The sequence below is a fragment of the Methylobacterium sp. WL120 genome (assembly GCF_008039465.1).
In the GTDB taxonomy this organism is placed as follows: Bacteria; Pseudomonadota; Alphaproteobacteria; order Rhizobiales; family Beijerinckiaceae; genus Methylobacterium; species Methylobacterium cerastii.
On sequence record NZ_VRUT01000040.1, the window covers coordinates 25545 to 32382 of the forward strand.

6 protein-coding genes are annotated in these 6838 nt (G+C 72.4%); 2 read left to right on the forward strand and 4 right to left on the reverse strand.

Going from position 1 to position 6838, the window contains the following annotated elements; genetic code table 11:
• Nucleotides 1-29 precede the first annotated feature (29 nt).
• Together FV229_RS10060 and bioB are read left to right on the forward strand one after the other, a co-directional pair.
• A complete protein-coding gene (locus FV229_RS10060) occupies nt 30-1028 on the forward strand; it encodes a DUF808 domain-containing protein (RefSeq protein ID WP_147751831.1) in 999 nt (332 codons plus the stop codon).
• 38 nt (nt 1029-1066) lie between these two features.
• Nucleotides 1067-2068 (forward strand): biotin synthase BioB, encoded by a 1002-nt coding sequence (gene bioB, locus FV229_RS10065; RefSeq protein ID WP_147751832.1) that lies wholly within the window; start codon nt 1067-1069, stop codon nt 2066-2068.
• A 3-nt stretch (nt 2069-2071) separates the two neighbouring features.
• Here bioB and FV229_RS10070 read toward each other — a convergent pair whose 3' ends face one another.
• The 4 genes from FV229_RS10070 to mnmA all read right to left on the reverse strand — a co-directional run bounded on the left by FV229_RS10070 (nt 2072) and on the right by mnmA (nt 6442).
• On the reverse strand, nt 2072-3514 hold the full coding sequence (locus FV229_RS10070) for a HAMP domain-containing sensor histidine kinase (protein WP_147751837.1): 1443 nt from the start codon (nt 3512-3514) through the stop codon (nt 2072-2074).
• Between the two features lie 244 nt (nt 3515-3758).
• A complete protein-coding gene (locus FV229_RS10075) occupies nt 3759-4556 on the reverse strand; it encodes a VTT domain-containing protein (RefSeq protein ID WP_147751833.1) in 798 nt (265 codons plus the stop codon).
• Nucleotides 4553-5203, reverse strand: a complete 651-nt coding sequence (locus FV229_RS10080) for a class I SAM-dependent methyltransferase (protein WP_147751834.1) — start codon at nt 5201-5203, stop codon at nt 4553-4555. The genes FV229_RS10075 and FV229_RS10080 overlap by 4 nt, the downstream gene beginning before the upstream one ends.
• Nucleotides 5204-5284: 81 nt before the next feature.
• Nucleotides 5285-6442 carry a tRNA 2-thiouridine(34) synthase MnmA gene (gene mnmA, locus FV229_RS10085; RefSeq protein ID WP_147751835.1) on the reverse strand — a complete coding sequence of 386 codons (1158 nt, stop codon included), beginning with the start codon at nt 6440-6442 and terminating at the stop codon, nt 5285-5287.
• Between the last annotated feature and the right edge of the window lie 396 nt (nt 6443-6838).

A 6838-nucleotide genomic window follows, 5' to 3' on the forward strand; every position in this document is an offset into this window, starting at 1 on the left:
AGGCTCGACCTTTCGGAGGACGCCTTCACGTGAGCATCGGTCTGATCGCCCTCCTCGACGATGTCGCCGGGATCGCCAAGGTGGCCGCGGCCTCCCTCGACGACGTCGCCGGCCAGGCGGCCAAGGCCGGGGTGAAGGCCGCCGGCGTGGTGATCGACGACGCGGCGGTGACGCCGCGCTACGTCGTCGGCTTCGCCGCCGAGCGCGAGTTGCCGATCGTCGCCAAGATCGCGGTCGGCTCGCTGCGCAACAAGCTGCTGTTCCTGACGCCGGCCGCCCTGGCGCTCGGCGCCTTCGCGCCCTGGGCGATCACCCCGCTGCTCATGCTCGGCGGCGCCTACCTCTGCTACGAGGGGACCGAGAAGGTCTACGAGGCGCTGGTCCCCCATGCCGGCCACGCGCACGACGCCCAGCCCGACGCCGGCGGCGACGGCCGGGCGATGGAGGACCGCAAGGTCTCGAGCGCGATCAAGACCGACTTCATCTTGTCGGCCGAGATCATGGCGATCACGCTGGCCGCGCTCCCCGAGGGCGGCGTCGTCACCAAGGCTGCCGTGCTGGCGCTGGTGGCCGTCGGCATCACCGCCTTCGTCTACGGCGCGGTGGCGCTGATCGTGAAGGCGGACGACGCCGGCATGGCGATGGCCGCGAGCACGTCGAGATCCGCGTTCGGAAGTTTCGTCCGCGCCCTCGGGCGGGGCATCGTCAAGGGAATGCCGCCCTTCCTCGCGCTGCTGGCGATCGTCGGCACCGCGGCGATGATCTGGGTCGGCGGCGGCATCCTGGTCCACGGGCTCGAGACCTACGGCCTGCCGCAGGTCGCCCACGCCCTGCACGCGGCCTCCAGCGCCGTCGCCGGCGCGCTGCCGCCCGCCCTGTCGGGCTTCGTCGAATGGCTCGTCACGGCCGCCGGCTCCGGCGTCGTCGGCCTCGTCGTCGGCGGCCTGCTCATTCCGCTGACGAGTTTCGTGATCGCGCCGGCCTGGCACAGCCTGTCGCGCCTGCGCGGGGCCTCCGCCCGAGCCTGACGGCTTGATTTTCGTCCGCGGATTCGCCTCATGGGCGCATGATGCTGACGACCTCCGCCCCCGCCGCCCCTGCCATCCGCCACGATTGGACGGTCGAGGAGATCCGCGCGATCCACGACCTGCCGCTGCTCGACCTCGTGTTCCGGGCGGCTTCCGTGCATCGCGCCCACAATGATCCGGCCGACATCCAGCGGGCCTCGCTCCTCTCGATCAAGACCGGGGGCTGCCCGGAGGATTGCGCCTACTGCCCGCAATCGGCCCACCACAAGGGCACCGGCATGGCCAAGGAGCGCCTGATGCCGGTGGACGCGGTACTGCGCGAGGCGGCCGAGGCGAAGGCCGCCGGGGCGCACCGGTTCTGCATGGGCGCGGCCTGGCGCCAGCCGAAGGACGGGCCGGAATTCGACGCGGTGCTCGCCATGGTCCGCGGCGTGCGGGGCATGGGCATGGAGGCCTGCGTGACCCTGGGCATGCTGACGCCGTCGCAGGCCGGGCGCCTCGCCGAGGCGGGGCTCACCTCCTACAACCACAACCTCGACACCGGCCCGGACTTCTACGAGGACATCATCTCGACCCGGACCTACGCCGACCGCCTCCAGACCTTGGAGAACGTCCGCGAGGCCGGCATCGGCCTGTGCTGCGGCGGCATCGTCGGGATGGGCGAGGGCGTGACCGACCGGGCCGCGATGCTTCAGGTGCTGGCCAACCACGCGCCGCATCCCGAGAGCGTGCCGATCAACGCGCTGGTCGCCGTCGAGGGGACGCCGCTGGAGGACCGCCCGCCGGTCGACCCGCTCGACCTCGTGCGCATGTGCGCGACGGCGCGGATCGTGATGCCGAAGGCGCGGGTGCGCCTCAGCGCCGGCCGCAAGGGGCTGACCCGCGAGGCGCAGATCCTGTGCTTCCTCGCCGGCGCCAACTCGATCTTCTACGGCGAGCGCCTGCTGACCACCGCCAACAACGAGACCGATTCCGACGCCGCGCTCCTGCGCGACATCGGCATCACGGTCGCCGCGCCGATGATGGAAGCCGCCGAGTAGGGCTTAGGCCTTGGCGGCGTCGGGCAGGACGATCCGGAACCGGGTGCCTTCCGTTCCGGGATCGAGCGACAGCGTCCCGCCGTTCAGGCGCACCAGCTCGGAGGCGATGGCGAGGCCGAGCCCGGTCCCGCCCGAGCGCATCGAGCCCTGGAACGCCTCGAACAGGTGCTCCTTGGCCCGCGCCGGCAAGCCCGGCCCGTTGTCGCTCACCAGGATCGTCACCGCGTCCGCGCTTTCGCGTCCGGCCGCGATGCGCACCTCGGGCGCGGCCATGTCGGCCTCTGTGAAGTCGTGGGCCTGGACGGCGTTGCGCACCAGGTTTCCCACCGCCCGCCCGATCTGCTCCGAATCGGCGAACACGGTCAGATCGGGGGCGACCTCGGTGACGACCCGCACCCGGCCGTGGGCGGAGAGCGCCGCAAGGTCGGCGAGTTCGGCCATCACCGGAGCCAGCGCGAATTCGCGGCTCCGCGGCGTGCGCTCGGCGGCCCGCCCGTAGGCGAGCGTCGCCTCGCAGAAGCGGATCGCCCGGCCCAGGGTTGCCACGAGGCGCGGCGCGACCCGCTGCACCGTCGGGTCGGAGATGTCCTCCAGGCGGTCGCCGAGGAGCTGCGCCCCGGTGAGCAGGTTGCGCAGCTCGTGGTTGATCTTGGCGACCGAGAGCCCGAGCTCGGCGAGCCGCCGCTTCTGGCGGAGCTGGTCGGCCAGCGTCCGCTGCATCCGCGCCAGCGCGGTTTCGGCGAGCCCGATCTCGTCGCTGCGGCTCGTGGGCGCGATGACCCGGTCGGCGCCCTCCGGGTCGTCGGCGAAGGCGGTGATGTTGCGCGCCAGCCGCCGCACCGGCCGCACGATCAGGGTCTGCAGCACGAAGAAGACGAGGCCGGCGGCCGCCGTCGCGATGATGAGCGAGGACACCGCCAGACGGATCGCGAAGTCGACCACCGCCTGCTTCAGCGGCGCGTCGTCGAGGAGGATTTCGACGAGGTCGAAGCCCTCCCAGCCTTGGCCGACGACGCGGATCGGGTCGTCGACCGGTTCGGTGAGCGTCCGCCAGGCGCCGCGGATGGCGCACAGGATCGTCTGCTTGCGCAGGTCGACCGTGTCCGAGACCCGCTCCGGTACCGGGTCGATCGACAGGAGCTGGCGGGTGTCGCCGTCGCGGACCGCGATCGCGCGGGCGCCGACGCCGGCGAGCAGGCGCCGGGCGAGTTCGTCGGGCACCGGGTGCCCCTCGCTGGCGTCGAGGACGAGGGCGGCGACCTGCGCCGCGCTGATCCGGTCGGACAGCCAGGACAGGCGGTAGTTCGCCACCGCCGGCACGAAGATCAGGACCTCGATCGTGGCGACGAAGGCGACGGTGACGAGGAAGAGCCGGCCGGACAGGCCGAGGTGCCGAAGCCAGCGCGCCGATCGCGGCCGTGCCGCTGCTGGCGCCGCGGGCTCGATCGTCGGCGACTCGGTCGGTTGCGTGTCAGAGCGTGCGACCACTGCTATCCCGGCCCCGGAAAGCGCGGCGACCCCGTGCCCCTTCGCGAACGTCCCGACGCCGCCCGCATCCCCGCCGGGACGGCGGCATCGACAAGCCTCGTAGCGCGCGCGCCTGCGAAGCGTCGAGGGGGCATCGCCAGCGGGACCGGCGCCGGCGCGCGTTTTCAGTACGCAAACGCGAGGGTCGGCGCGGGTCTCCCGGTCATTGCGCGCCGCGCCGGACGAAGCGCCGGCGTAGGACGATCGAGAGCAGCGCGAACAATCCGAGGCCGCCGAGGCCGACCACCATGCGCGGCGTGACCAGGGCGCGGAAGCTCAAGGCGTTCTCGCAATCGGTGCCGCCGGCCGAGAGGCATGCCACCTTCGCGTCCGCATGCGCGGCGACCACGTCCTCGATGCCGGCGCCGGTGGCCGCGTAGACGAAGGCTCCCGGCAGCAGGCCGCAGGCGGTCGCCAGCACGAAGGTGCGCATCGCGACGCCGAACGCGGCCGGGGCGAGGTTGGTCATCCAGAACGGGAACAGCGGCAGCAGCCGAAGGAACACGACGTAGCCGAAGGCGTCGTCGCGGAAGCCCTCGGCCAGCGCACCGAGCCGCGGCCCGGCCACCCGCCGCAGCAGGTCCGAGGCCGGCCCGCGGCCGATGGAGAACACGATCGCCGCGCCTGTGGTGGCAGCGCAGACCGCGACGAGAGCGCCGGCGACGATGCCGAACAGGAAGCCGCAGACCATCGTCAGGATCAGCGTCGCCGGCACCGAGACGACGACGGCGGCGACGTAGACCAGGTAGGCGAGCACCATTGCGCGCGGACGGTCGGCCTCGACGAAGGTGCGCAGCCATTGCCGCGACTCGAGCAGCCGGTCTAGGCTCAGGAGCTGCGACGCGCCCGAGACCAGCACCGCGATCGAGAGCGCGATTAGCAGGGCGAGCGGCAGCCAGCGCCACAGCCGGCGCCGGGCTGAGGGCGGAGGACCGGGCGGCGTCGCGCCGTCCGCGGTCACGCGGGCTTTCGCATCCGCAGGATCTTGAAGAACCCGCCCGGGAAGGTCGGCGCGACGCCGATGAACTCGACGCCGTTGCGCCGCGCCCAGGCCTCGATCCGCGTCGACTTGAAGTCCGACGACCAGCCGATCTTGGTGCAGAGCGGCGCGACGATCTCCTCGACCTTGGCCACCGGCCCCTCGGTCTGCCCGAAATGGTTGGCGAGCACGATGCCGCCACCGGGCCGGACCACCCGCAGGAACTCGGACAACGCCGCCTCCGGGTCGGGCACCAGCGTGATCAGGAACTGCGCCACCACCGCGTCGAAGGAGGCGTCGGCGTAGCCGAGGCGGCACACATCCATCACCTGCAGGCCCTTCACGTGGGCGAGGCCGCGGCGCTGCACCTTGCGGCGTGCCCGCTTCAGCATGTCCTCGGAGAGGTCCACGCCGCAGACGAAGCTGGTGCGCGGGTAGTAGCCGAGCGACAAGCCGGTGCCGACGCCGGCCTCGAGGATCCGCGGGCCGCTCTCGGCGGCGGCGGCCACCGCGGCGCGGGCGGCCGGCTCGGTGAGCTTGTCGTAGACCACGTCGTAGACCGGCGCCCAGCGGGCATAGGCCTTGCGCATCAGGGCGGTGCTCGGCCCGGCCTCCGGCTCGCTCAGCATTCAGGTTCTCTCGTGATTTTCGAGGGGATGATCGGTTCGGGCCGCGGCGGATCGGGCGGCTCTTATCAGGCAGCTCTTGTATCAGGCGGCTTTCGCGGCGTCCGCCGAGGCGGCGGCCACCCGCCGGATCGTACCGCCGCCAAGGACCTGCGCACGCGGGGACTCGTCGGCGTAGATCGCGCAGGCCTGCCCCGGCGAGACCCCATCCTCGGGGACGGCCAGGACGACCTCGGCGGTGTCGGTCGCGGGGTCGTAGTCGAGCCGGGCGGGGCGGGGCTCGCGGGTCGAGCGGACCCGCACCGCGACGGCCATGTCGGCGACGGGGCCCGGAGCGCAGAGCCAGTTCACGTCCGTCAGCCGGATGCGGTGCGTCGCCAGCGCCGCCCGCGGGCCGACCACCACGCGGGCGGTGTCGGGCTCCAGGCGGACCACGTAGAGCGGCTCGGGCGAGGCCAGGCGCAGGCCCCGGCGCTGGCCGACGGTGTAGTGGATGATGCCCTCGTGACGCCCGAGGGCGTGGCCGTCGAGGTCGACGATCTCGCCGGGGCGCGCGGCATCGGGGCGGAGCCGCGCGATCACGTCGGCGTAGCGGCCCTGCGGCACGAAGCAGATGTCCTGGCTGTCGGGCTTCTCGGAGACGACGAGCTCGAGCTCGCGCGCCAGCCGCCGGGTCTCGTCCTTCGGCAACTCGCCGAGGGGGAAGCGCAGGAAGTCGAGCTGACTCTGCGTGGTGGCGTAGAGGAAGTAGCTCTGGTCGCGCGCCGGATCGAGGGCGCGATAGAGCGCGCGACGACCGCCCTCCCCCGGCAGCGCCCGGCTCGCGACGTAATGGCCGGTGGCGAGGCAGTCGGCGTCGAGGTCGCGCGCGGTGGCGAGCAGGTCGCGGAACTTGATCGAGCGGTTGCACTCGACGCAGGGGATCGGCGTCTCGCCGGCGAGGTAGCTCTCGGCGAACCGGTCGATCACCGCGTCGCGGAAGCGGTCCTCGTAGTCGAGGACGTAGTGCGGGATGCCGATGCGTTCGGCGACGCGCCGGGCGTCGTGAATGTCCTGGCCGGCGCAGCAGGCGCCCTTGCGATGCGTCGCAGCGCCGTGATCGTAGAGCTGCAGGGTGATGCCGACGACGTCGTAGCCCTGGCGCTTCAGCAGCCCGGCCACGACGGAGGAATCGACGCCGCCGGACATGGCGACGACGACGCGCGTCTCGTGCGGAGGCTTGGCAAGGTCGAGGGAATTCATGGCGCCGGGTCTGACGGCGGCGCGGGCCTTCTTAAGGTCCCGCCGCCCAGGGCTGTCTATAGTGTGTGTCGCCCGGCGTTTCCAGGGCGCGGCCCGCTCCGCGGGCGCCTTGAGCCGGCAAGTCCTGCCGGGCACACGGCAGCAACCGCCCTCGCCCACCGCGCGAACTGCTCGATCGGTCTCAGAAAAATCAAACTTATCAGTGCCTTGAACAATTTCCGGCGCTGGCCTGCCGTTTGCTCCTATCGGTGGAGGAGGCCGGGCATGGCAGTTGGGACGATGGATTTCGTGGATGCGACCGCGTGGGCCTCCGCCCGCACGGCGACGCGCGACACGACGGATGCGGCGGCGGCCCGCGCCCGCTTCGGCCGCGACCTCGACGCGGCGACCGCCAGG

What these genes read in the sequence shown, in the direction of transcription:
- bioB (WP_147751832.1), top strand. Translation starts at nt 1,067, where the DNA reads ATGATGCTGACGACCTCCGCCCCCGCCGCCCCTGCCATCCGCCACGAT.
- FV229_RS10080 (WP_147751834.1), bottom strand. Translation starts at nt 5,203, where the DNA reads ATGCTGAGCGAGCCGGAGGCCGGGCCGAGCACCGCCCTGATGCGCAAG.
- mnmA (WP_147751835.1), bottom strand. Translation starts at nt 6,442, where the DNA reads ATGAATTCCCTCGACCTTGCCAAGCCTCCGCACGAGACGCGCGTCGTC.